This is a genomic window from Micromonospora sp. NPDC047812 (genome assembly GCF_040704175.1).
In the GTDB taxonomy this organism is placed as follows: domain Bacteria; phylum Actinomycetota; class Actinomycetes; order Mycobacteriales; family Micromonosporaceae; genus Micromonospora.
On sequence record NZ_JBEYRY010000005.1, the window covers coordinates 48,286 to 71,739 of the forward strand.

General features: G+C 72.9%; 21 protein-coding genes and 1 pseudogene. 14 read left to right on the forward strand and 8 right to left on the reverse strand.

Going from position 1 to position 23,454, the window contains the following annotated elements:
- Positions 1–63: 63 nt before the first annotated feature.
- Positions 64–486, forward strand: coding sequence for a MarR family transcriptional regulator (locus tag AB0883_RS20105; RefSeq protein WP_366642700.1), 423 nt, complete (start codon positions 64–66; stop codon positions 484–486).
- 146 nt (positions 487–632) lie between these two features.
- Here AB0883_RS20105 and AB0883_RS20110 read toward each other — a convergent pair.
- A pseudogene (locus tag AB0883_RS20110) lies at positions 633–787 on the reverse strand (DNA-binding protein); the annotation flags it as partial.
- 146 nt (positions 788–933) lie between these two features.
- Between AB0883_RS20110 and AB0883_RS20115 the strand changes: the two are divergent.
- Complete coding sequence (locus AB0883_RS20115) at positions 934–2,835, forward strand: PucR family transcriptional regulator ligand-binding domain-containing protein (protein WP_366642701.1); 1,902 nt, start codon at positions 934–936, stop codon at positions 2,833–2,835.
- A gap of 140 nt (positions 2,836–2,975) precedes the next feature.
- Here the strand turns inward: AB0883_RS20115 and AB0883_RS20120 are convergent, their stop codons facing one another.
- Entirely contained in the window at positions 2,976–4,325 is a 1,350-nt protein-coding gene (locus AB0883_RS20120; RefSeq protein ID WP_366642702.1) for a hypothetical protein, read from the reverse strand.
- A 90-nt stretch (positions 4,326–4,415) separates the two neighbouring features.
- On the opposite strand from AB0883_RS20120, the gene murD reads away from it, so the two are divergent.
- Entirely contained in the window at positions 4,416–5,762 is a 1,347-nt protein-coding gene (gene murD, locus AB0883_RS20125; RefSeq protein ID WP_366642703.1) for a UDP-N-acetylmuramoyl-L-alanine--D-glutamate ligase, read from the forward strand.
- Position 5,763: 1 nt separating this feature from the next.
- On the opposite strand, the gene AB0883_RS20130 is transcribed toward murD, so the two are convergent.
- From AB0883_RS20130 to AB0883_RS20140, 3 genes are all read right to left on the reverse strand, one after another.
- Entirely contained in the window at positions 5,764–6,270 is a 507-nt protein-coding gene (locus tag AB0883_RS20130) for a DUF6114 domain-containing protein (protein WP_366642704.1), read from the reverse strand.
- 1 nt (position 6,271) lies between these two features.
- Positions 6,272–6,901: a DUF6230 family protein gene (locus AB0883_RS20135; RefSeq protein ID WP_366642705.1), complete on the reverse strand. Its 630-nt coding sequence runs from the start codon at positions 6,899–6,901 to the stop codon at positions 6,272–6,274.
- A gap of 177 nt (positions 6,902–7,078) precedes the next feature.
- Positions 7,079–7,852 (reverse strand): TetR/AcrR family transcriptional regulator, encoded by a 774-nt coding sequence (locus AB0883_RS20140; RefSeq protein ID WP_366642706.1) that lies wholly within the window; start codon positions 7,850–7,852, stop codon positions 7,079–7,081.
- A gap of 378 nt (positions 7,853–8,230) precedes the next feature.
- Here AB0883_RS20140 and AB0883_RS20145 point away from each other — a divergent pair, with 378 nt between their 5' ends.
- Complete coding sequence (locus AB0883_RS20145) at positions 8,231–8,926, forward strand: Tat pathway signal sequence domain protein (RefSeq protein WP_366642707.1); 696 nt, start codon at positions 8,231–8,233, stop codon at positions 8,924–8,926.
- Here the strand turns inward: AB0883_RS20145 and AB0883_RS20150 are convergent.
- The gene (locus AB0883_RS20150) at positions 8,914–9,984 is read right to left on the reverse strand and encodes a hypothetical protein (RefSeq protein ID WP_366642708.1); all 1,071 of its coding nucleotides are present in this window, start codon (positions 9,982–9,984) and stop codon (positions 8,914–8,916) included. The genes AB0883_RS20145 and AB0883_RS20150 overlap by 13 nt on opposite strands.
- A 156-nt stretch (positions 9,985–10,140) precedes the next feature.
- Here AB0883_RS20150 and AB0883_RS20155 point away from each other — a divergent pair, with 156 nt between their 5' ends.
- Positions 10,141–10,293 carry a hypothetical protein gene (locus AB0883_RS20155; RefSeq protein ID WP_366643028.1) on the forward strand — a complete coding sequence of 51 codons (153 nt, stop codon included), beginning with the start codon at positions 10,141–10,143 and terminating at the stop codon, positions 10,291–10,293.
- 17 nt (positions 10,294–10,310) lie between these two features.
- Positions 10,311–11,801 (forward strand): CoA-acylating methylmalonate-semialdehyde dehydrogenase, encoded by a 1,491-nt coding sequence (locus AB0883_RS20160; RefSeq protein ID WP_366643008.1) that lies wholly within the window; start codon positions 10,311–10,313, stop codon positions 11,799–11,801.
- Here the strand turns inward: AB0883_RS20160 and AB0883_RS20165 are convergent.
- Positions 11,773–13,299: an acyltransferase gene (locus AB0883_RS20165; RefSeq protein WP_366642709.1), complete on the reverse strand. Its 1,527-nt coding sequence runs from the start codon at positions 13,297–13,299 to the stop codon at positions 11,773–11,775. The genes AB0883_RS20160 and AB0883_RS20165 overlap by 29 nt on opposite strands.
- Positions 13,300–13,494: 195 nt before the next feature.
- Between AB0883_RS20165 and ngcE (AB0883_RS20170) the strand changes: the two genes are divergently transcribed.
- From ngcE (AB0883_RS20170) to AB0883_RS20180, 3 genes are all read left to right on the forward strand, one after another.
- Positions 13,495–14,913: an N-acetylglucosamine/diacetylchitobiose ABC transporter substrate-binding protein gene (gene ngcE / locus AB0883_RS20170; protein ID WP_121400776.1), complete on the forward strand. Its 1,419-nt coding sequence runs from the start codon at positions 13,495–13,497 to the stop codon at positions 14,911–14,913.
- 73 nt (positions 14,914–14,986) lie between these two features.
- Positions 14,987–15,895 carry a carbohydrate ABC transporter permease gene (locus tag AB0883_RS20175; RefSeq protein ID WP_101411517.1) on the forward strand — a complete coding sequence of 303 codons (909 nt, stop codon included), beginning with the start codon at positions 14,987–14,989 and terminating at the stop codon, positions 15,893–15,895.
- Positions 15,896–16,044: 149 nt separating this feature from the next.
- Positions 16,045–16,794, forward strand: a complete 750-nt coding sequence (locus AB0883_RS20180; RefSeq protein WP_366643009.1) for a carbohydrate ABC transporter permease — start codon at positions 16,045–16,047, stop codon at positions 16,792–16,794.
- A 451-nt stretch (positions 16,795–17,245) separates the two neighbouring features.
- Here AB0883_RS20180 and AB0883_RS20185 read toward each other — a convergent pair whose 3' ends face one another.
- Positions 17,246–18,232 carry a BadF/BadG/BcrA/BcrD ATPase family protein gene (locus AB0883_RS20185; RefSeq protein ID WP_366642710.1) on the reverse strand — a complete coding sequence of 329 codons (987 nt, stop codon included), beginning with the start codon at positions 18,230–18,232 and terminating at the stop codon, positions 17,246–17,248.
- 190 nt (positions 18,233–18,422) lie between these two features.
- On the opposite strand from AB0883_RS20185, the gene AB0883_RS20190 reads away from it, so the two are divergent.
- Genes AB0883_RS20190 through AB0883_RS20210 form a run of 5 tightly spaced genes read left to right on the forward strand, consistent with a single transcriptional unit; the run spans position 18,423 to position 23,451 of the window.
- The gene (locus AB0883_RS20190) at positions 18,423–19,385 is read left to right on the forward strand and encodes a MurR/RpiR family transcriptional regulator (protein ID WP_121400778.1); all 963 of its coding nucleotides are present in this window, start codon (positions 18,423–18,425) and stop codon (positions 19,383–19,385) included.
- Complete coding sequence (locus tag AB0883_RS20195; RefSeq protein ID WP_366642711.1) at positions 19,382–20,131, forward strand: SIS domain-containing protein; 750 nt, start codon at positions 19,382–19,384, stop codon at positions 20,129–20,131. The genes AB0883_RS20190 and AB0883_RS20195 overlap by 4 nt, the downstream gene beginning before the upstream one ends.
- Positions 20,132–20,156: 25 nt before the next feature.
- Positions 20,157–21,593, forward strand: a complete 1,437-nt coding sequence (ngcE, locus tag AB0883_RS20200; RefSeq protein WP_366642712.1) for an N-acetylglucosamine/diacetylchitobiose ABC transporter substrate-binding protein — start codon at positions 20,157–20,159, stop codon at positions 21,591–21,593.
- Between the two features lie 20 nt (positions 21,594–21,613).
- Positions 21,614–22,522 (forward strand): sugar ABC transporter permease, encoded by a 909-nt coding sequence (locus AB0883_RS20205; RefSeq protein WP_366642713.1) that lies wholly within the window; start codon positions 21,614–21,616, stop codon positions 22,520–22,522.
- Positions 22,522–23,451 carry a carbohydrate ABC transporter permease gene (locus AB0883_RS20210; protein WP_366642714.1) on the forward strand — a complete coding sequence of 310 codons (930 nt, stop codon included), beginning with the start codon at positions 22,522–22,524 and terminating at the stop codon, positions 23,449–23,451. Before AB0883_RS20205 ends, AB0883_RS20210 begins: the two co-directional genes overlap by 1 nt.
- Positions 23,452–23,454: the final 3 nt, after the last annotated feature.

The following is a 23,454-nucleotide window of genomic DNA, read 5'->3' on the forward strand; positions in this document are numbered from 1 at the left end:
GAATCAAGGATTATTGGAGCACGGATATTTGAGCGAATCAAGCAATGCCTCTAGGCTGGGGGTATGGCGCTGCCGAACGGACCCGTGACCACCTCGTCCGCGGCCGAGGCCGTCCTGTTCGACCTGGTCGACGTGTACGACCGCGCCTACGAGGCGGCGGCGGCCGAGCTGTCGCTCAGCCCGGCGCAGGCATGTGTGCTCGGGCGACTCGACGAGCGCCGGGGCATGGGCGCCCTGGCCGAGGAGCTCGGCTGCGACGCCTCCAACATCACCCAGATCGTCGTACGTCTCGAAGCGCTCGGCCTGGTGACCCGCGAGCCGAATCCCCGGGATCGCCGCGCCCGGCTCGTCACGCGGACCCCCCGGGGGGACGAGGTCAACCGACGCTTCGCCACGGCCTTCACCTTCGCCCGCACGGCGGTCGGACGACTCACCCCCGACGAGCAGGACCAGTTGACGGCGCTGCTGCGCAAGGCGCTGGGCTGACGCGCGTGCGCGCCCCCGTTTGCACCGGGCCGGAACCGACGGCCGCGAGCGGGCGGTCGTGGCAGCCACCCCGTCCTCGTCGTCGACCACGGCCCCGCCGAGCTGGTGCTCCAGGTGCCCGACCCACCCGCCGTCGGCGGATGGAACAGGCCGGGAAGCAACGCCGGGTTCAAGTAGCGGAGCTGCCTGGCGGCGCGCTCGGCCTCCAGCCACGGCCGGAACCAGGAGGGCCCACGGTCGTGCTCGGCGATCCGCAGCAGCGCCACGAGTAGGTCGCCAGGTGGAGCACCTCGTCCGCCCGTTCACCCGCATCCGCCCCAGCCGTCCGCTCCCGGGCGGCCCGTTCCCGCCGACGGAGAGCCGGGACGGGCCACGCCGGCCCCCGGGCGCGCCACCGCCGCAGAGCGCAAGCCTGGGCGGTGCGGAATCGACGTCACGGACGGTAGCGTGTCGCCCGTGTTCCCTACCGTCCGTGAGGTCCTCGCGTTGGACCCGGTCCGCCACGGCGCCCCGCGCCTGGTCGCCGGGGAGGCCGGCCTCGACCGCCCGGTGCGCTGGGTGCACGTGACCGAGGTGCCCGACATCGCCCCCCTGCTCGGCGGTGGCGAGCTGGTGCTCACCACCGGGATCGGGCTGCCCGCCGACGACGCCGGGCTGCGCGCCTTCATCGGCGACCTGGCGGACGTGGGGGTCTCGGGGCTGGTCGTCGAGCTGGGCCGCCGCTATGTCAGCGGGGTGCCCCGGGTGATGGCCGCCGCCGCCGAGCGGCGCGGGCTGCCCCTGGTCGAGCTGCGGCGGGCCACCCCGTTCGTCCGGATCACCGAGGCCGTGCACGCGCTGATCGTCGACGCCCAGCTGACCGAGCTGCGGGCCACGGAGGAGATCCACCAGCGCTTCACGGAGCTGTCGGTGGAGGGCGCCGGCCCCGGCGAGGTGGTGCGGCAGGCCGCCGACCTCTCCGGCTGCCCGGTGGTGCTGGAGAACCTCTCCCGGCAGGTGCTCGCGTACGACCCGGCGGGGGAGAGCGCCGAGCTGCTGCTGGACTGCTGGGAGCAGCACTCGCGGCGGATCCGGCCGGCGGGGCGCACGGCGTACGACGGCGACAACGGGTGGCTGGTGACCACGGTGGGCGCCCGGGGGCAGGACTGGGGGCGGCTGCTGCTGCGCTGGCCCGGCGGGGGTGACCTGGCGGCGGGCCAGCGCGTGTTCGACCCCGCCGAGGAGGGCGGCGCGCCCGTCGGCGTCGCCGCGCCGCCCGTGGTCCCGCCCACCCGGCTGACCATCCTCGTCGAGCGGGCCGCCTCGACGCTGGCCCTGGGCCGGCTGATCCGGCGCGACGCCGAGGGCCTGGAGCGGCAGATCCACCGGACGCTGCTCACCGCCCTGCTCGACCACTCCCTGCCGGTGGACGAGGTCGCCCTGCGGGCCCGGGCGCTCGGCGTGGTGCTGGAGCGCCGGCACCTGGTCGGGGTGGTGGTCCGGCACCGGGCCGACGACCCGGCGGGGGAGGGCGGCGCGGCCCCGGACCAGGGGCACCCGGGCGGTCCGGAGGCTGGCCCGGCACGGCTGCGTGATCTCGCCGAGGCGGTCGGGCAGGCGTTGCACGAGGCGAAGCTGACCGGGCTGTCCAGCGCCATCGACGACCACGCCGTCGGCGTGCTGCTCGCCCTGCCGGAGCCGGCGGCCGAGGAGCGGTCGCTGGCCGCGTTCGTCACCGCGCTGCACCGCACCCGCCCGGACACCCCCGCGCGCTCGGACGGCCATGTCCGCCCGGACAGTCCTCCCCGCCCGGGTGGCTCCGCGCGTCCCGACGCCCAGGTTCGCCTGGTCGGGCCCGTCCGTGGGGACGGACCGGCCCGGCCCAACGGCCGGACGAACGGCGTGGCCCGGCCGGCAGGCGGCGGACTGCTCATCGCGGCGGGTTCCGGCGTGCCCGGCCTGCGGGAGGCGCGTCGGTCGCTGATCGAGGCCCGGCAGGTCGCCGACGCCGCCCGGCGGGACCGACGGGATCTGCCGGTCTTCCGGCTGCCGCACGTCGGGCTGGCGGGGCTGCTGCACCTGCTGCGCGACGAGCCCCGGTTGCAGACCTTCGTCGAGCGGGAACTCGGCGCACTGCTGACCCACGACGCGCAGCACCCGCGGGAGCAGCTGCTGGGCACCCTGCGGGCCTACCTGGAGCAGGGTCGCAACAAGTCGGCGGCGGCCGGAGCGGCACACCTGTCCCGCCCGGCCTTCTATGAGCGGCTGGCCCGGATCCGCCGCGTCCTGGACGTGGACCTCGACTCCGTCGAGGCCTGCCTCTCCCTGCACGTGGCCCTGCTGGCCCTCGACGCCATCCGCACCCCCTGACCCCGCCGCTCCCGCCGCCACCTCCCGTCCGCTGTCGATCATGAGGTTGGCGGGGAGGAACCGCCCGAACCGCACCCGCCAACCTCATGATCGACGCCGGGGCGGGCCGGGGCGGGCCGGGGCGGGGTGGGTGGGGTGGGTCAGGTGAGGGTGGTGAGGGCCTTCGCGTAGGGCGGGGGGACGTGGTTCGGGCCGCCCGGGGTGAAGACGTCGGAGCCGGCGGCGGCCGACCAGGCCGTCTCGGGTACGGCGTCGACGAGGGCGCGCACGACGGGGGCGTCGCGCCACTGGTCCTGCTCGGCGAGCAGGCTCAACGCCACCACCGACTCCTCCACCTCGCCGACGCACTCGAACGGCTTGTGCCCGTCCACGCCCAGCAGCTCCCGGTAGCCGGGGATCTGCGTGGGGTCGGCGAGCAGGTCGCCGCCGAAGATGTGGGTGATCCGCTCGCGCGACATGAACGGCGCCATGGCGAGGAAGACGAACCGGCACTTCGGGCAGTCACGGCACCAGCGCTCGCTGGCGTCGCGCAGCTTGAACGCGGCGTTGCAACTCGTCACGACGTCGTCGTAGCGGTCGATCTCGGCGAACGACCGGGCGATGTGCAGCTCCGACAGCGAGCGCAGCAGCGAGAAGTACGGCTCGGTCAGCCCGGCGTGCGCGGCCAGCGCGGCCCGCAGCAGCCCCTCCGCCTCCACGCCCTTGGACCACTGGTGGTTGATCTCGTGGCCGTTCCAGACCAGGTTCGGGTCCGACGCCGACCGCTCGTTGGACATCACCACCGGGCCGAGCCCGTGCAGCACCGCCGTGGCGACGGCGATCAGTGAGTTGATCGCGGTGACCGGGATGTGGCCGTTGAGCGCCCCGGCGGCGTTCAGCTCGAACAGCACCGGGTCGATGCGCCGCCGGGCGGCGAGCGGGGCCAGCCCGGACGCCTCGTTCACCGCGACGATCACGTGGTTCGGGTTGACCGAGAAGGGCACCGGGTCGAAGCCCGCCCGGCGCAGGGCCTCCAGGCTGACGATGGAGTCCTTGCCGCCGCCGACCGCCGAGAGCGGACGCCGGTCGGAGTCGTCGTACTCCCGGGCCGGGGAGACCGAGCCGGGCGGCACCTCCGGGCGCAGTTCGAGCACGTGCGGCAGCTGGTTGCGGTACGCGTACTCCGCGAGGCCCTTGGTGTAGACGGCCGTGACCAGCTCGGTGGCGGCCGTCCCCAGCGGCGCCGGCAGCACCAGGCGGGGCGGCGCGGCGGCCTTGTAGTAGCTGACGCCGGCGACCACGTGCAGGAGTTCCAGCACCCGGCCCAGGGTCGCCACGGTCTCGTCCGACGGCGGCGCGTCCGGCAGCGGAAGGGTGACCACCTCGGTGAACCGCTGCTCGCCGTCGGGGCCGGTGAGGGCGTAGTCGAACAACACCTCCCCGGTGGAGAGGTCGATCGAGTAGGACGGGAAGGTGAAGGCGTCCATCCGCCGGAGCTGCTCGTTGGGCACACGCCATACTAGGCCCTGGTTCGTCCGGCCGTGTCCGGCTGCGCCGGACCCGCCCCTGCCCCACCCGCCAACACCCCCTGAGGAGAGCCCGTGCGCCTGTCTGACCTGCGCGGACGTACCGTCGCCGTCTGGGGGGCCGGCCGGGAGGGCCGGGCCGCGGTGACCGCGATCGCCGCGCACGGCCCGGCCGACCTGGTCGCCGTCGACGACAGCGCCAACTTCCTCAGCCTGCCCTGGGAGGGCCCGCTGGCCGAGGCGGCGCCGCTGGTCACCGGCGAGGAGGGCTTCGCCCGGCTGGCCGCCGCCGACGTGGTGGTCCGCTCGCCCGGCGTGCCGCAGACCCATCCGTGGCTGGTGGAGCTGCGCCGGCGCGGCGTGACCGTGACCCAGGGCACGGCGCTGTGGATGGCCGACCACGCCGCCCGCACCGTCGGCGTCACCGGCAGCAAGGGCAAGAGCACCACCTCCAGCCTGATCAGCCACCTGCTCGCCGCCGTGGACCGGCCGAACGTCTTCGGCGGCAACATCGGCGTGCCGACGCTGGACCTGCCGGAGGCGGAGCTGTACGTGCTGGAGCTCTCCAGCTACCAGTGCAGCGACCTGACCGACTCGCCCCGGGTCGCGGTCGTCACCGCGCTCTTCCCCGAGCACCTCGACGCGCACGGCGGCGAGCGTGAGTACTACCGGGACAAGCTCAACCTGCTGGCGCACGGGCCGCGGACCGTGGTGGTCAACGGCGCCGACCCGAGGCTCGCCCTCGAACTGGGCGACCGCGCGGCGGTACGCGCCGGCCTGCCGGACACCGCGCACGTGGCCGGCGGCGCGGACGGCACGCCCTGGTTCCACCTCGGCGACCGGCCGCTGTTCCCGCGCGCGGTGCTGCCGCTGGTCGGCCGGCACAACGAGGGCAACCTCTGCGTCGCCCTCGCCGTGCTCGACGCGCTCGGTGTCGACGTGGTGGCCCGCAGAGACACCCTGGCCGTGGCGGTCGCCGGGTTCCAGGGACTGGCCCACCGGCTCACCGAGATCGCCGACCCGTCCGGTCTCACCTTCGTCGACGACACCCTCGCCACCAGCCCGTACGCGGCCATGCACGCCATCGACGCGTACGAGGGGCGACCGTTGACGGTGATCGTCGGCGGCACCGACCGGGGCCTGGACTACGCGCCGCTGCGCGAGCACCTCGCGGAGCGCGAGCTCACCGTGCTCGGCATTCCCGACAGCGGCGCCCGGATCGTCGAGGCGCTCGCCGGCCTGCCGAAGGTACGCACCGAGGTGGTCGACGACCTGGCCGACGCCGTGCGGTTGGCCCGCGAGCTGACCCCGGCCGACGGGGTGGTGCTGCTCTCCCCGGCCGCGCCGAGCTACGGGCGGTTCCGCAACTTCGAGCACCGCTCCGAGGTCTTCGCCCAGGCGGTACGCGACACCGCCGGCTGACTCAGCCCCGGTCGGCGGGGGTCGGGTCTGGCGTGCGCGCGCCCGGCAGCAGCGCGCTGCCGTCCCCGTCCCCGGCCGCCGGGTCCGGCGCGCCAGGCGCCCCGGTGGCACCGGTCGGCCGGGGCCGCTTGTCGGGCGTCCAGGCGAAGGCGAGCGCCCCGCCGACCAGGGCCAGCAACATCCCGACCAGGAAGCCGCCCAGGTTCGAGGTCAACCAGGAGACGAGCCCGAGCAGCAGCGAGAGCACGGCGTAGAAGACCCGCTGCTGCGGAGTGGCGACCAGCAGCACCCCGCAGAGCACCAGGACGGCCGGCACCAGGTACGCGGCCAGCCCCTGCGGCCCGACGTGCAGCAGCACCCCGAGCGGCGCGCGCAGGGTCACGAGCATCTCCAGGCCGCCGAGCGCGATCAGCACCCCGGCGGTGAACGGGCGGCCCCGCCGCCAGCGGCGCCAGCGCCCGCCGGGTCGGCGGGCGGCCGGCGCCGGGTGCTGTTCTCCGGCGGTCACGTCAGCATCCGTCGGAGGTGAACGCCATGCGCAGGTCGGGCAGGTTGAACACGGCCGCCGTGGTGGCGTAGTTGTTCTGCCGCAGGTTGGTGATGGTCACCGTGTCCGACTGCTGGGCGAAGACGCCGGGGTTGCCCCGCACCCCGGGCACCTGGTCGAGGGTGCTGGCGTCCTGCCCGACGTTGATGTTCTTGAACGAGGCGTTGCCGGCGACCTCGTCACCGTCGACGACCAGGGTGCGGGCGGTGACCGGTGTTCCGCCGCCGCCGGCGGTGATCTTCAGGTAGACGCCGCCCAGGTTGATGCTCTGGCAGAGGTTCGTCAGCTCGGCCTTGTCGATCGCCGACACCATCACCAGGACCTGCCCGCCGGTGTCGCCCTGGTTGGGGCTGTCCGGAATCATGTGGTCGATGGTGGCGAACTGCTCGAAGCCCGTGCCCGTGAGCCGGTCGGCGGTGACGGTGAACGGCATGCCGGAGATGGCGAACTGCGCGCCCAGCACGCCCTGGGCGGTCAGCACGACCATGCCGGCGGCACCCGCCACGACGGTGCCCAGCGTGGCGGCGAACCGGCGCCAGCGCACGCCGCTGCGCGGCGGATCGGGTTCGATCGGTGCGATCTGCTCCGACATGGCGGGCTCCCTTTCGAGATCGATTCATCGACGACAATGGGAAATCGGCTGAAGGGTCTGCGCAGGCTGAAGTTACCGCCGAGTAAATGGCGGGTCAACGGCAGGTGGGGACTGGTTGAGGCGGTATCTGCCAAATGCGGCCAAAGTGAAAAACCGCTGCGGTTTCCGACCGCGCCGTCAGGGGAGGGGGGCGGCCTCGCCGGTCGGCGCGCACGGCGCGGTCGTGCCCGGGCCGTCGGTCGGACGTGCCAGCCGTGTCGCCCGGGCCGCGCCGTCGGTGCCGAGGAAGGGCGCGGTGGCCGCGTAGGTGAGCACCGGCAGCAGCAGGGGCAGCTCCGTCGCCCGGCCCTGGGCCACCCGGTTGCGGACGGTGGCGTGGATCCCGCCGACCACGGTGGACACCAGCGCGTCGCGGTCCACGTCCGCCGTCGGGCCGGGGCCGGCGTCGGCGAAGAACCGGCGGAAGCTGCCGAGCAGGGCGTCGCGCTCCCGGCGGGCGTCCGGGCCCGCCGCGTCCACTTCGACGAGCGCCATCCGGGCGAAGGCGGGCACGCTCGCCAGCACCTCCAGCAGGGTGCGCAGGGCGGCGCGGGCGGCGTCCGACCACTCCGGTCCGGCCTCCCGGTAGGCGCCCTCCATGAGCTGCGACAGCACGGCGACGCCGTGCCGGTACGCGGCGAGGAAGGCGTCCTCCTTGCCGCTGAAGAGGGCGTAGAAGGCCGGCCGGGTCACCCCGGCGGCGTGGCAGATGTCGGTGACCCGGGCGTTGTCGTAGCCCTTCGTCGCCACCTCCCGCACGAGCCCGTCGAAGAGGCGGTCGCGCTGGGTCGCGGCCACCGCCTCGGCGGAGAGCCGGCGCGGACCACGCTTGATCGCGCGATCGGGGTCGCGGCCGGGGCGTGCGCCCGGCAGGGGCGTCGGCGCCGGATGCGGACGGCGCTGCGTGGTCACCGCGTCCACCTCTCCATTCGATTGACTTTGCGACCCTCCGAGGTTTATAACTTTCTGCACGCTCAGTTGGGATCCCGTCACCATGGGTGATCTTCCGGATGGTCACCCGTCGACTCATCGAAGGAGGGCTCGATGGCTGCCATTATCGCGGAACAGGAGCGCCCTCCCAAGGTCGGAAAGAAGCAGGTGACGCCGCTACGCCGCGGCGCCCCACGCCGGCCTGCCCGCTGACGTCGCCGCACCACCACCGCCACCGCCGTCCGGCCCCGACGGCCGCCCGGCACCCTCCACCGCCGTCCATGACGCGACGGCCCCGGTCGCCACGCGGGCACCCCCGCCCGCGCGGGTCGATCTCCCCCGCCCCGGAAAGGACCCACCATGCTCAGGTACGGACGAATCGGCGTGGGCCTCACCACCCTCGCGCTGCTGACCGGCCTCGCCGCCGCCCCGGGCTCAGCCGCCGCTCCGCGCTCCGCCATCCCGGCACCGTTCGCCAACAACGTGCTGACCTACCCGACGCCGGGCGGCACCGCCGTCGCCGTCAACGACGTGATCCGGGCCAGCCTCAGGACCGGCACCAACGCCACCTTCTACTCCTCCGCCACGGGCACCACCGGCGTGAAGTGCGCCGCGTCCAGCTTCAGCGCCACGGTGCTGAGCAACCCGGCGGCCCCGGGCACCGCCACCGAGAGCCTGACCGCGCAGTCCTTCACCAACTGCACCACCAACGTGATCGGCACCACCGGCGTGCAGAGCGTGACCGTCCAGAACCTGCCGTACGCCACCTCGGTCACCAGCGCCGGCGTGGTCCGGATCAGCGGCACGGCGACGGCGCCGATCCAGAGCACCGTCGTGCTGAACTCGCTGCTCGGCGCGATCACCTGCGTCTACCGGACCAGCACCAACAGCCTGACCGGCACGGCGACCAACGCCAACAACTCGATCACCTTCACCAACCAGACGCTGACGAAGTTCTCCGGCCCCAGCCTCTGCTTCGGCACGGCGTACTTCTCCGCGGCGTACTCGCCCGTGCAGGACGCCAGCAAGGGCAACGCACCCGTCTACGTCAACTGACCGCGGTCCACCGGGCCGGCGTGCGGCGATCCGTCGTGCGCCGGCCCCCGGCCGTGCGCCGGCCGGCCGTCGCCCAGCGCCGTGTGCAGGGCCCGCACACTCCGGATGGCCGAGCGGATCTCCTGGAGGTAGCGACCCGGGGTGAGCGCCGGTTCGGGCAGCCCGGCCAGGTCGGGCAGGGCCGGGTCGACGCCGACGGTCTCGATCGCGCAGCCGTACGGCACGGCGAGGGTGCGCAGCGCGTCGCAGTGCTGGAACGGCACGTAGATCGGCGCGGTCACCATCAGCACCGGGTCGCCCGCGCGCAGGCGGACGTGCTCGGCCCAGAACCGCTGGGTGTCGGCGGTGTGTGCGCGGCGCCGGGCGGGATCGCCGGACGGGGCGGCCAGTACCCGGACCGGCGGGCCGCCCACGGGCCGGTACGTGCGCGAGGACCAGGAGCGGTGCGGGTGCTCGGCGTCGTGGCCGTCCTCCTCGGCCGGGGCGGCCACCGCGAACTCCCGCCGCACCGCCGCGTCCAGCGCCGCCACCTCCGTGTCGCAGGGCGGGACGCCGGCCGCGTCCAGGGCCCGGCACTCCACGTCGGACAGCGGGCGGAAGCTGCCCAGCACCGCCACCTCGCCGCCGATGCGGGTGCCGCCGCGCAGCAGGTGCGCCGCGTACGCGACCCGGCGCTGGCAGGCGTGCGCCAACCCGCCGAGCACGACCACGTGGGCGTACCGCGAGCGGGCCGGCGCCGCCGGACGCACCATGCCGAGCGCGGCGGCGGTGGCGAGCACCAGCCGCGCGGTGACCGGGTCGAAGGCCGGTTCCCGGGCGTCCGGGCGTTCCCGGCCACCCCGGAAGTCCCAGTGCCGGGCGGAGAAGTCGTCGAGGCCGGCCAGCACCCCCGCCACGTCCCCGTCCGGCCACTTCCCGCCGAAGTGCCCGACGAGGTCGCGCAGCGGCGCCGAGCCCACCCAGGCCCGTACGCCGGCCGCGAGCGCCTCGACGCTCGCGCCCGCCGCGCCGGTCGGCAACGCCGGCGTCCCACGCGGCGCTTCCTCACCGGTCCGCACCGCCGGATCGTACCGGTGCCCGGGCGGCGCGCGGACGGGCCGGCGACGAACGACCGGACCGGTGACGACGGTGCCGCGCCCCCTACCGGCTCTTGTCCCCGCCGCCGGCTGGTGGCAGCGTGCGGTTACCGCGAACGCCGCTGAGAGGGTGCGACGATGACCACCGACGATCTGCCGGCCCGGCACCGGGCCGTGCTCCCGTCCCGGATGCCGCTCCACCACGACGAGCCGATCGAGCCGGTCTCCGGTTGCGGCCGGGTCGTCGGGGTCGAGGCGATCCGGTCCGGTGCAGCGGAGGTGGCGGCGTGAGCGCGGCGGAGCACGGCGTGGACGTGATCGGCCACTTCGTCGACGGCAAGCCGTTCAGCGGCTCGTCCGGTCGGCACGGGGACGTCTTCGACCCGGCGACCGGTCGGCGTACCGCCCGGGTGGAGCTGGCCTCGGCGGCGGACGTCGCGGTCGCGGTGGAGGCCGCCGGGCGCGCGGCCCGGCTCTGGCGGGACGCGTCGCTGGCCAGGCGGACGGCCGTGCTGTTCGCCTTCCGGGAGCTGGTGCACGCGCGGCGGGACCGGCTCGCCGAGGTGATCACCGCCGAGCACGGCAAGGTGCTCGCCGACGCCGCCGCCGAGGTGCAGCGCGGCCTGGAGATCATCGAGTACGCCTGCGGCATCCCCTCCGCCCTGCGCGGCGGGTTCAGCGAGAACGTCTCCACCGAGGTCGACTCGTACAGCCTGCGGCAGCCGCTCGGCGTGGTCGCGGTGATCTCCCCGTTCAACTTCCCGGCGATGGTGCCGCTGTGGTTCCTCCCGATCGCGGTGGCCTGCGGCAACGCGGTGGTGCTCAAGCCGAGCGAGAAGGACCCGAGCGCGGCGCTGCTGCTGGCGCAGTGGTTCGCCGCGGCGGGCCTGCCCGACGGGGTGCTCAACGTCGTCAACGGCGACGCCGAGGCCGTGGACGCGCTGCTGGAGCATCCGGGGGTGAAGGCCGTGTCGTTCGTCGGCTCCACCCCGGTCGCCCGGCACGTCCACCAGCGCGGCACCGCCGCCGGCAAGCGGGTGCAGGCGTTGGGCGGGGCGAAGAACCACATGGTGGTCCTTCCCGACGCCGACCTGGACCTGGCCGCCGACGCGGCGGTCAACGCGGGGTTCGGCGCGGCGGGGGAGCGGTGCATGGCGATCTCGGCCCTGGTCGCGGTGGAGCCGGTCGCCGACGACCTGGTCGCCCGGATCGCCGAGCGGATGGGCCGGCTGCGCATCGGCGACGGCCGGCGCGGCTGCGACATGGGCCCGCTGGTCACCGCCGCGCACGCCGCCCGGGTGCGGTCGTACGTCGAGGCGGGGGTGGCCGCCGGCGCGGTGCCGGTGGTGGACGGCCGCGACGTCGAGCCCGACGGCGACGCGAACGGGTTCTGGCTGGGCCCGACGCTGTTCGACCGCGTCACCCCGGACATGTCGATCTACACCGACGAGATCTTCGGCCCGGTGCTCGGCGTCGTGCGGGTCGGCTCGTACGAAGAGGCGGTGGAGCTGGTCAACGCCAACCCGTACGGCAACGGCACGGCGATCTTCACCAACGACGGCGGCGCGGCCCGGCGCTACCAGCACGAGGTGGAGGTCGGCATGGTCGGCGTCAACGTGCCGATCCCGGTGCCGACGGCGTACTACTCCTTCGGCGGCTGGAAGGCCTCGCTCTTGGGCGACCTGCACGCGCACGGCGAGGACGGGGTGCGCTTCTTCACCCGGGGCAAGGTGGTCACCAGCCGCTGGCTGGACCCCCGGCACGGCGGGGTCAACCTCGGCTTCCCCACCCAGACCTGAGCAGGCGCAGGGTGCCGGCCCCGGCCAGGTACGCCACCAGCGCCGGAGCCGGCACGCCCAGCGGCTCGGGCGCCGACCTGGGCGTCTCCGCGTTGACCACCAGGGCGTACGCCACGGCGGCGAAACCGGCCGCGGTGAGCGCGCTGCGCGCGGTGGCCCGCCACCCGCGGCCGGCCGGCGCGCGGCCCGACGCGGCCCCGTCGCCGGCCCGCCCGGGGTCCCCGGCAGGCCCGGTGCTGTCGGCCCGCCGGGCGTCCCCGTGGCGCCCGGCGCTGTCGCTGCGTCCGGCGCTGCCGGCGCGACCGGTGCGGGCCTCGACGGGGCCGAAGACGGCGACCAGGGCGGCCAGCACCACGGTCAGCATCAGCACCCAGGGCACCCGCCAGGCCAGCCAGGCCGCCGACCCCACGGGCGGGGTCGGCAGCCACCCGGCCGCGTCCAGCGCGCCGACCAGCAGGATCGCGGCGGTGAGGTGCCAGAGGAAGACGGTGAGCACGACCGCGTTCACCGCGATCACCGCCTGCCAGGGGCGGGGGCGGCGCAGCCAGCGCTCCGCCGGGTCGCGCAGCAGCAGGATCAGCCCGAACTGGGCGGCGGTCAGGGTGAGCAGGGCCAGGCTGGGCGGGGCGGCGTTGTCCAGGCGCTCGCCCGGCACGTTGAGCATGCTCACCGGGTACGGTCCGACGGTGGTCAGCAGCACCGTCGCGGCCAAGCCGCCCAGCAGCGCCGCCGCGCCCGCGCGCCGGGACGGCGGCAGCCGGCGTCCGCGCTGCCGGTTCCGCGCGGATCCGGGGCGCGGCGGGATCCCCTCCCGCCCGGAGGCGGGGTGGGCGTCGTGACGCCCGGCGTCGGCCTCGCGCCAGGCGATGCCGAGCTGGTGCACGGCCAGCCAGCCGAAGACGTAGTTCGGCAGCGCCAGCTCGGCCGGGCCCAGCGCCCGCCCCACGTCGCCGGCGACGACCAGCGCGGCCAGCGCCGCCGGCACGAGCAGGCCGAAGCGCCGGTGCAGGGCGTGCATCGCCGGGGTCAGCGGCACCACGATCAGGTAGGCGGCGAGGAACCAGAGCGGGATCGTGGCGAACCAGGCGACGGTACGCACCAACGTCGCCCCGACCCCGACGAGCGACGCGAGCGCGGCGCCGCCGGTGATCACCAGCAGCAGCGCGGTGGTCGGGCGCAGCAGCCGGGCGCCCCGGTCCAGCAGCCACGCGGTGGCGTCCACGCCCGCGGCCCGGCGGGCGGTCAGCGAGGCGGCGTTGGCGTACCCGCCGACCAGGAAGAAGATCGGCATGACCTGGGCGACCCAGGTGAGCGGGTACGCCCACGGCAGGTCGGGCAGCGCCGAGCGCCCCGTCGGCCGGCCGGCGGCGTCCTCGCCGATCGCGGCGACCGCCCAGTGGCCGAGAACGACCATGCCGATGGCGAGCGCCCGGAGCAGGTCGACGTAACGTTGCCGACCAGCGGGGGTGCGCGCGGCGAGTTGCCGCAGGCGGCGCATGGCCCCGAGGGTACGTCAGGCGTGGGCTGGCCGCTGCTGATAACGGTTCGGTCCCCGGGGGTTGAAGTCCGCGCCCTCCTGCCGTAGAAATTCTTCAGCAACATATTGCGAACTGAAGACAAATTCCCCCTGCGCCTCGTGCGGCGGTCACCAACCCCCAGCCGGCGACCGCCCGGACCGATCCGAGGAGAGACCATGAACAGGCGTGACATCCTGCGGCGCACCGCCGCCGCCGGCCTCCTGGCCACCCCCGCCGCCGGCCTGCTGACCGGCTGCGCCACGGGCGGCGGTGACGACGACAAGGGCGACGCCGGCACCTACAAGGGCACCAAGAGCGAGCAGAACCCGCTCGGTGTCAAGGAGGACGCGCCCCTCGAGGTGGTGATCTTCAACGGCGGCTTCGGCGAGGAGTACGCGAAGGCCCACGAGGCCATGTACACCGAGAAGTACCCGAAGGCGAAGATCAACCACTCGGCGACGCAGGAGATCGCGAAGACCCTCCAGCCGCGCTTCGTCGACAACACCCCGCCGGACGTGGTCAACAACTCCGGCGCCAACCAGATCGACTTCAACGGCCTGGTGTCGCAGAACGCCATCGCCGACCTGGGCGAGCTGCTCGCCGCCCCGAGCCTCGACATCCCGGGCAAGACGGTCAAGGACACCCTGCTGCCGGGCGCCGTCGAGGTCGGCTCGTACGACGGCAAGTTCCTGGTGATGAACTACACCTACACCGTCTACGGCATCTGGCACTCCACCAAGCTCTTCAGCGAGCGCAAGTGGGAGTACGCCAAGACCTGGGACGAGCACATCGCGCTGTGCAAGCAGATCAAGGCCGCCGGCATCGCCCCCTGGACGTACGCGGGCCTGCACCCGCGCTACATGAGCTGGCCGCTGATCTCCACCGCCATCAAGTTCGGCGGCCCCTCGGTCGCCACGGCGATCGACAACCTGGAGCCCAACGCCTGGAAGTCCGACGCGATGAAGACCGCGGCCGACGCCTGGCACCAGATCGTCAAGGACAAGTACATCCTCGAGGGCTCGCCCGGCCTCGACCACAAGCAGTCGCAGACCGCGTGGTGCCAGGGCAAGGCGGCCTTCATCTCCTGCGGTTCCTGGCTGGAGAGCGAGCAGAAGGACGTCACCCCGGCCGGGTTCAACATGACCGTCCAGCCGACCCCGAGCCTGGGCAGCGGCGACAAGCTGCCGTTCGAGGCCGTCCGGGGCACCGCCGGCGAGCCGTTCATGGTCCCGGCGAAGGCCAAGAACCTCGCCGGTGGCCTGGAGTTCTTCCGGGTCATGCTCTCCAAGAAGGGCGCGCAGGACTTCACCAGGAAGGTCTCCAGCCTGACCGTGGTGGCCGGCGCCAGCGAGGGCGTCGAGCTGCCGTTCGGGCTGAACACGGTGGTGAAGGCGCTGGAGGCCTCCGGCAGCAACGGCTTCAACTGGGTCTACAACAACTACTACCGCAAGCTGGAGCGCAACCTGGTCGACGCCGCGTGCGGCGAGTTCTTCAGCGGGCGGATCGGCCCGGCGGAGTTCCTCGACCAGTGCCAGAAGGGCGCGGACTCGATCGCCCAGGACAGCTCGATCAAGAAGTACAAGCGGGCCGCCTGACACCCCGGCCGGTGGGGGCGGGGTGGACCACCCCGCCCCCACCGGGCCGCCGCTGAAGAGGTAGGACCTCATCGTGAGACATGGCAAGTACCCGCTGATCGTCACCTTCCTGGTGCCGCCGGTGCTGCTCTACGTCATCTTCGTCGTGTCGCCGTACCTGCAGGCGTTCCAGATCTCCACCACCGACTGGCTCGGCTACTCGGCCGACGCCAACTCGGTCGGGCTGGCGAACTTCAAGACGCTGTGGAACGACGACTACGTCTGGAACGCGTTGAAGAACAACGCGATCCTGCTGGCGCTGGTTCCGGTGCTGACGATCGTGCTCGGCCTCTTCTTCGCCGCCATGCTCAACATGGGCGGCCGCAAGGGCCGGGCGGGGGTCAGCGGGGTGCGCGGCTCGTCGTTCTACCGCACGGTCTACTTCTTCCCCCAGGTGCTCTCGGTCGTGATCATCGCGCTGCTGTGGAAGGAGGTCTACCACCCGAACAAGGGCCTGCTCACCAGCGCCCTGAACAGCGTCGGTCTGGGCGCGCCCACCTGGCTGGGCGATCCGAGGACCGCCTTCTGGTGCGTCCTCGCGGTGATGATCTGGAGCAACGTCGGCTTCTACGTGGTGCTCTTCGGCGCGGCCATGTCGGCCATCCCGAAGGAGATCTACGAGGCCGTCATGCTCGACGGCGCCTCCCGGCTGACCACGCTGTGGAAGGTGACCATCCCGCTGCTGTGGGACACCGTCCAGGTCGCCTGGGTCTACCTGGCCATCTTCGCCCTGGACGGGTTCATCCTGGTGCAGCTGATGACCAACGGCGGCCCCAACTTCTCCACCGACGTCATCGGCGTGCGGATGTACGACACGGCGTTCGGCAGCGAGACCAAGTTCGGCTACGCCTCGGCGATCGGCGTGGTGATGTTCTTCCTGACCCTCACGGTGGCGGTGCTGGCGCTGCGGGCCAGCAAGCGAGACAGGATCGAGTACTCGTGACGACTCTGGACAAGCCGGCCCCGGTGGCGCTGCCCGAGCCTCCCGGCCCCGCCGACCGCCCGGTACGCCGCGAACTCGGCGTCGCCAACGTGCTGTCGCACGGCTTCCTGCTGTTCTGGGGCGCGCTGACCGTGCTGCCGCTGCTCTGGATGTTCGTCAGCTCTTTCAAGAGCAACGCGGAGATCCTGGCCGACCCGTGGAGCCTGCCCGGCGCGCTGCGCTTCGACAACTGGTCCCGCGCCTGGAGCGGGGCGCACATCGGCCAGTACTTCCTCAACAGCCTGGTGGTGGTCGCCGGCTCGGTCACCCTCACCATGCTGATGGGCGCCACCGCCGCGTACGTCTTCGCCCGCTACGAGTTCCGGGGCAAGCAGGTCGTCTACTACCTGTTCGTCGGCGGGCTGATGTTCCCCGTCTTCCTCGCCCTCGTGCCGCTGTTCTTCGTGGTGCGCAACGCCGGCCTGTTCGGCACCTGGACCGGGCTGATCCTGGTCTACGCGGCCTACTCGCTGCCGTTCACGGTGTTCTTCCTGACCGCCTTCTTCCGTACCCTGCCCACCGCCGTCGCGGAGGCGGCACTGGTCGACGGCTGCGGTCACTTCCGGCTCTTCTTCCAGGTGATGCTGCCGATGGCGCGTCCGGGACTGATCAGCGTCGCGATCTTCAACTTCCTCAGCCACTGGAACCAGTTCCTGCTGCCCCAGGTGCTCATGCAGGGCGACGAGTCCAAGTGGGTGCTCGCCCAGGGGCTCGCCGCGCTCTCGGTCAACCAGGGCTACGCCGGCGACTACGCCCAGCTCTTCGCCGGCCTCACCATCGCGGTGGTCCCCGTGCTGCTGGTCTACATCCTCTTCCAGCGCCAGGTCCAGTCCGGCCTGACCGCCGGCCAGCTCAAGTGAACCCATTCGCACTGGACCGGTTCTGATCAGCTCAGCAGCGCGTCGCGGCGCGTGCGGAGCTGGTCCGCCGGCTGCGGTCTGCGCGCTGTCGAGCTGATGTCGTAGACGATTCGCTCGACGGTGGTGCGGTGGGCGCGTGGTCCGGTCCGCTGCGACGAGCGCGCCGTGGGGCTGATGGTGTGAGCGGCTGACCGGCGTCGGGCGCGGGCGACGCGGAGCAACTCACCCGACCTGCTTTGCCAGCCGGTTGGCGCGGGCGGCTCACCTGAACCGGTGCAGCCGACGCGGCGCCGATGTCAGGCGGCGCTGGTGCCGACCGCGTGATGACGTAGACGATTCAGCTCCAAAGCGCCGTGCGAGGCACCCCTCGCCCCCGCGGCGGGAGCGCGGGTCGACGGCGGGGCGGCGACACGAGTGCCGTGTGTGCCCCTTGCCCGCCCCGCGCGCAGCGTCAGGCCGGCGGGACCAGCAGGGCGTGCAGGGCCTGCGGATCCGTCACCTCGGGCAGGTCCCGGGCGGCGAGCCAGGCCGCCGCGGCCGCCCCGTCGCCCGCCGAGTGCAGCGGCGCGTCCGGCCACTGCCGGCCGACCTGCGCCCGGACCGCCGAGGCGAGCGGGGTGTCACCCGTCAGCAGGCCGCCGCCGAGGACGATGGGGGAGCCGTCGCCGGCGGGTCGGATCCGCGCCGCGCTCTCCGCCAGGTGCGCGGCGGCCTCGTCGATCAGCCCGCGGGCGACCGGTTCGCCGTCGACGGCGGCGGCGACCACGAGGGGCGCGAGCCGGGCCAGTTCCACGGGCGGCCGCCGGGTCACCGCCTGGACCAGGGCGTCGACGGTGTCGCGGGGGCGGGCCGCCACGGCGGCGCAGCCGAGAAGCTCGGTGAGCACCCCGGCCGCCAGCCGGCCGGGCGCGTGCCCCCGGTCGAGGTCGGCCAGCAGCCGGCGGACCGCCTCCCGGCCGAGCCAGAAACCCGAGCCCGCGTCGCCGAGCAGCCAGCCGTGTCCGTCGGCGACCCGGTCCAGCCGCAGCTCCCGGACCCCGGCGGCGATCGCCCCGGTGCCGGCGATCAGCACCGTGCCGTCGGGGCTCGCGGTGCCCGAGGCGTACGCGACCAGCGCGTCGCCGTGCACCGCGTACGGGCAGCGCAGGCCGGCGTCGCGCCAGGCCCGGTCGAAGGCTTCCCGGCCCGTTGGATCGGCGAGCAGCCGGCCCGCCCCGGCCAACCCGATCGTGCCGCCCCGCACCCGGGCGGGATCGACGTCGGCGAGCGCCTCCCGCAGGGCGGCCAGGAGTTCGCCCGCCGCCCGTTCGGCACCGTGGCTGGTGGGGTTTCCGCCGCCCGCCCGGCCGCTGCCCAGCCGCCGCCCGTCGAGGGCCAGGGCGGTCGCCCGCGTGGACGTACCCCCGACGTCGAGACCGACCACGACGCTGTCGGACATCCGCACCCACCCCTCGATCGACGCCGCGTTCATGCTGGTCGGCCCGGCGGCGGCGGGCAAGGGGCGGACAGGTTCCGGGGCTGTGCGCCAGGTAACAGTTTGAAAACTTCGCCCACGGCCTTGACACGGAGGGGCTTTCAGTAAGAACTTTTACCACTAACAGTTAACACTCTTTTCGGAAAGGTGCCCGATGGTTGATCACGAGGTGGACGCCTCCGCGGGGACCGCGGTGGTCGACGCCGGCGCGGTCGACCGGCGGGGTGCGCTCGGGGTCGGCTCCGACGGCGTGCTGGCGCGGGTCCGGGCCGGCGCGGGCGAGCTGACGGGGGCACTGCGCCGCGTCGCCGAGCACGTGCTCAGCGACCCGGAGGCCGCCGCCCGGGCGACCATCGTGGAGCTGGCCGAGCGCAGCGGCACCTCCCCGGCGACGATCACCCGGTTCTGCCGGGCGATGGGCTTCGAGGGCTACGCCGACCTGCGACTCGGCATCGCCGCGGAGACCGGCCGGGCCCGCTCGGCGGGCTGGACCGTCGACATCGGCCGCGAGATCCAGCCGAGCGACCCCCTCTCCCGGGTGCTCGACCAGATCATGGCCGCCGACACCCGCGCCATGCACGACACCGCCGCGCTGCTCGACCTCGCCGAGGTGGAACGGGCCGCCGTCGCCATCGCCGGGGCGTCTCGGGTGAACATCTTCGGGGCCAGCGGCAGCGCCCTGGTCGGCGAGGAGATGCAGTTCAGCCTGCACCGCATCGGGGTGGCGGCCTGGGCCTGGAACGACGTGCACGAGGGCCTCGCCAGCGCGGCCCTGCTGCGCCAGGGCGACGTGGCACTCGGCATCTCGCACACCGGCCAGACCCGGGAGACCATCGAGATGCTCGCCGAGGCGGGCAGCCGGGGCGCGACCACCGTGGCGCTGACCGGGTTCCCGCGTTCGCCGCTGGCCGAGCTGGCCGACATCGTGCTGCTCACCGCCAGCCAGGCCACCACCTTCCGCCCCGACGCGCTCTCCGCCCGGCACCCGCAGCTGGTCGTGCTCGACCTGCTCTACATCGCCGTCGCCCAGCGCACCCACGACCGCGCCCACGCGGCCTTCCGGCGTACCGCCCAGGCCGTCGACGGGCACAAGGCCGCGAAGGGGGCCACCGCATGATCAGCGCCCAGGGGTACGCCGACGCCGTCCGCCCGGTGCTCGACCGGCTCGTCGACGCCAGCGCCGACGGGATCGGCGCCGCCGCCGACCTGGTCGCCACCAGTCTGCGCGCCGGCGGGGTGCTCCAGGCGTTCGGCGCCGGCCACTCCGAGGCGTTCGCCGCGGAACTGGTCGCCCGTGCCGGCGGGCTGGTGCCCACCAACCGGCTCTCCCTGCACGACCTGGTGCTGCACGGCGACGCCCCGCGCGACGTGCTCGCCGACCCGAAGCTGGAGCGCGACCCCGCCGTCGCCCACCAGCTGTACGAGTTGGCGGCCCCGCAGCCGCAGGACGTGTTCGTGGTGGCGTCCCAGTCCGGCATCAACGGCTCGGTGGTCGAGCTGGCGACGCTGGCAACCGGACGCGGCCACCCGCTGATCGCGGTCACCTCGGTCGCGCACACCGCACGGGTCGCCCCGCGGCACCCGTCCGGCCGGCGCCTCGCCGACCTCGCCGACGTCGTGCTGGACAACGGCGCGCCGTACGGCGACGCACTGCTGCCGCTCGAGGGCGGCGGCGCGGTCTGTGCGGTCTCCTCGGTCACCGCGGCGCTGCTGGCGCAGCTGCTGACCGCCGAGGTCGTACGACGGTTCCACCAGGCCGGGGAGGTACCCCCTATCTACCTCTCCGCCAACGTCCCCGGCGGGGACGAGCACAACCACGCCCTCGAGTCGCGGTACGCCGGGCGCCTCCGGCGCACCGCCTGACCCGAACACACAAGGAGAGACGACGATGTCGATTACCCCCGACAACCCGGCCGACCTGAGCCGCCGGACCGTGCTGCGTCGGGCCGCCGCGGTGGGCCTGCTCGCCACCCCGGCCGCCGGCCTGCTGAGCGCCTGCGCGACCAGCGGCGGCGACGAGAAGAACGAGCAGGTCGCGGGCGGCACCAAGAGCGCCACCAACCCGCTCGGCGTCGCCGAGGACGCCCCCATCGAGGTGGTCATCTTCAACGGTGGCTACGGCGAGAAGTACGCCACCGACGTGCACCAGCCGCTGTACAAGAAGGCGTTCCCGAAGGCCGAGGTCAAGCACCAGTCGACCCAGGCCGTGTCCACGGTGCTCCAGCCGCGGTTCGCCTCGGGCAACCCGCCGGAGTTCGTGAACAACTCCGGCGAGAAGCTGATGGACTTCGGCGCCCTGGTCGCCGACGGCCAGCTCCAGGACCTCACCGAGCTGTGGGACGCCCCGTCGGTCGACGACCCGAACAAGAAGGTCCGCGACACCGTGGTGCCGGGCACCGTCGACGTCGGATCCTTCAACGGCAAGCCGTACGTCCTGTACTACGTCTCCACCGTCTTCGGCATCTGGTACTCCGGCAAGCTGTTCAAGGACAACGGCTGGGCGCCGGCCAAGGACTGGTCGGAGTTCACGGCCCTGCTCGACAAGATCAAGGCCAAGGGCATCACCCCGTACGGCTACGCCGGGGCGAACGCCGCGTACTACCAGTGGAACGTGATCCTCACCCACGCGGCGAAGATCGGCGGCACGGACGTGCTGAAGAACATCGACAACCTGGAGGACGGCGCCTGGCAGCAGGACGCGGTCAAGCAGGCCGCCGAGGCGTGGGCCGAGATCGGCGCCAAGTACGTCGACAAGAGCTTCGAGGGGCTCAAGCACACCGACGTGCAGCTGCGGCAGAACCAGTACAAGCTGGCGTTCTACCCCAGCGGCGACTGGCTGGAGGGCGAGCAGAAGAAGGACACCCCGTCCGGCTTCGAGTACCAGCTCATGCCGGTGCCGAGCCTGTCCGCCTCGGACAAGCTGCCGGCGACGGCGCTGCGGGCGACCGCCGGTGAGGGCTACTTCGTCTCGGCCAAGAGCAAGAACCCCAAGGGCGGCCTGGAGTACATGCGCCAGATGCTCTCGGTGGCCGGCGCGAAGGGCTTCACCGAGGTGGTCAAGGCCCCGACCGTGGTCACCGCCGGCTCGGAGGGCTTCGCCTTCCCGCCCGGCGTGGCCAGCTCGCAGGCCGCGCTCAAGGCCGCCGGCCAGGACGTGTTCAACATCTACTTCGACGGCTGGTACAAGGAGCTCGACACGGAGGTCCGCACGGCCACCAACGAGCTGATGTTCGGCCGGATCAAGGCGGACGCCTTCGCGGAGCGCATCCAGAAGCGCGCCGACGCGATCAAGAAGGACAGCTCCATCACCAAGTTCAAGCGCTGATCGATCGGAGCGTAGGGGTCATGCGGCACGGCAAGTATCCGTTCGTGATCGGGTTCCTCTTCGTCCCGGTCACGCTGTACGTGGTCTTCGTCATCGCGCCGTACGCGCAGGCGTTCCAGATCTCGATGACCAACTGGCGAGGGCTCTCGGCCCCGCAGTGGGTGGGCTTCGACAACTTCCGGAGGTTGTTCGACGACGACAACTTCTGGAAGGCGGTCCAGCACCACGGCGTACTGCTGCTTGCCCTGCCGCTGATCACCATCGCCATCGCGCTGTTCTTCTCGTTCCTGCTCAACGTGGGCGGCAAGAGCAGCGGTGGGCAACGCCAGGGGGTCTGGGGGTCGAAGTTCTACCGGGTGGTGTTCTTCTTCCCCCAGGTCCTGGCGGTGGCCATCATCGCGGTGCTGTTCCAGACGGTCTACCGGCCCAACGAGTCCGGCCTGATCAACGGCGTGCTGATGAAGCTCGGCTTCGACCCGGTGCTCTTCCTGGTCCGGCCGAACCTGGCGCTCTGGTCGATCATCGGCGTGCTGGTCTGGCAGGCGGTCGGCTTCTACGTGGTGCTCTTCTCGGCGGGCATGGCCTCCATCCCCGGCGAGATCTACGAGGCCGCCGAGATGGACGGGGCGAGCCGGGTGACGCTCTTCTTCCGGGTCACCCTGCCGCTGCTCTGGGACACCCTCCAGGTCGCCTGGGTCTACCTGGGCATCGCCGCGTTCGACGCGTTCGCCATCGTCTCGGTGCTCTCGGTGGACGGCGGCGGCCCGGACGGCGCGACCACCGTCCTGGCGATGGAGATCTACCGCAACGCCTTCGTCTACTCGAAGTACGGCTACGCCTCGGCAATGGGCGTGGCGCTGTTCTTCCTCACCCTCACGTTCGCGGCGTTGACGCTGCGGCTGACCAAGCGGGAAAGCGTGGAGTACTGATGAACCCGCAGACGACGCTGCCGCCGACACCGGCGGCGCTACCGCCGAAGACCGTGAAGCCGGGCGCCGCGGGTGGGCGCGGCGGCAGGGGCCGACGCTCGGAGGTACGGCTGTTCGCCAACCTCGGGCACGTGGCGCTCGCGGTCTGGGCGGTGATCGTGATCGTGCCGATCCTCTGGACCTTCCTCGCCTCGTTCAAGAACACCACGGAGATCTTCAGCAGCCCGTGGACCCTGCCGGCGGAGCTGCGGTTCGAGAACTACGCCCGGGCGTGGACCAAGGCCAACGTCGGGCGCTACTTCCTCAACAGCGTGATCGTGGTGGCGTGCAGCACCTTCGGCACCATGCTGCTCGGCTCGATGGCCGCCTACGTGCTGGCGCGCTACAAGTTCTGGGGCAACCGGGCGATCTACTACCTGTTCGTCTCGGGGCTGGCGTTCCCGGTCTTCCTCGCCCTCGTACCGCTCTTCTTCGTGGTGAAGAACCTGGGACTGCTGGACACCCACACCGGGGTGGTGCTGGTCTACATCGCCTACTCGCTGCCGTTCACGGTGTTCTTCCTGGCCGCGTTCTTCAAGACGCTGCCGTCGTCGGTCGCCGAGGCGGGGATGATCGACGGCTGCTCGCACACCCGGCTGTTCTTCCAGGTGATGATGCCGATGGCGAAGCCGGGCCTGATCAGCGTCGGGATCTTCAACATCATCGGCCAGTGGGGGCAGTACCAGCTGCCGCTCGTGCTGCTCTCCAACGCCAAGGACAAGTGGGTGCTCACCCAGGGCATCGCGGACATCTCGGTGAACGCCGGCTACGAGGCGGACTGGTCCGGTCTCTTCGCCGCCCTGACCATCGCCATCCTCCCGATGATCGTCGTGTACGCGATCTTCCAGCGCCAGATCCAGTCCGGTCTCACCTCCGGGGCGGTGAAGTAGACC